The sequence below is a fragment of the Bacillus cereus group sp. BfR-BA-01360 genome (assembly GCF_022663595.1).
Lineage (GTDB): Bacteria > Bacillota > Bacilli > Bacillales > Bacillaceae_G > Bacillus_A > Bacillus_A cytotoxicus.
In genome coordinates this window covers 1-225 of sequence record NZ_JAKUFV010000107.1, presented here as the reverse complement: position 1 = coordinate 225, position 225 = coordinate 1, and the positions used below count along the sequence as shown (strand labels likewise).

Here is a 225-nt window from a genome sequence, read left to right as displayed (position 1 = left end):
ATGGTATAGTAAAGACCATTATGTTTACATTTGAATTTTTCTTTCAAAATATTGCTGATTTAGAATTTAGAGATGAAGATTTATCTTGGCAACCTTATCCCGAAGCGCTTAAACAATATAATGAGTTAGATTATGAGGAGTGTTTTGGTTATACACCTCTATTAGGTTTAGGTGGAGCAGAAAAAGTAGAGAACTTAAAAAAGGTCAAATTAAAGGAACATATTC

1 protein-coding gene is annotated in these 225 nt (G+C 30.2%); it reads left to right on the top strand.

Annotation, left to right across the window (positions count from 1 at the left end; translation table 11 throughout):
• On the top strand, positions 1 to 225 hold a 225-nt coding region (locus MR056_RS22160), incomplete at both ends, for a DUF1851 domain-containing protein (RefSeq protein ID WP_242136744.1).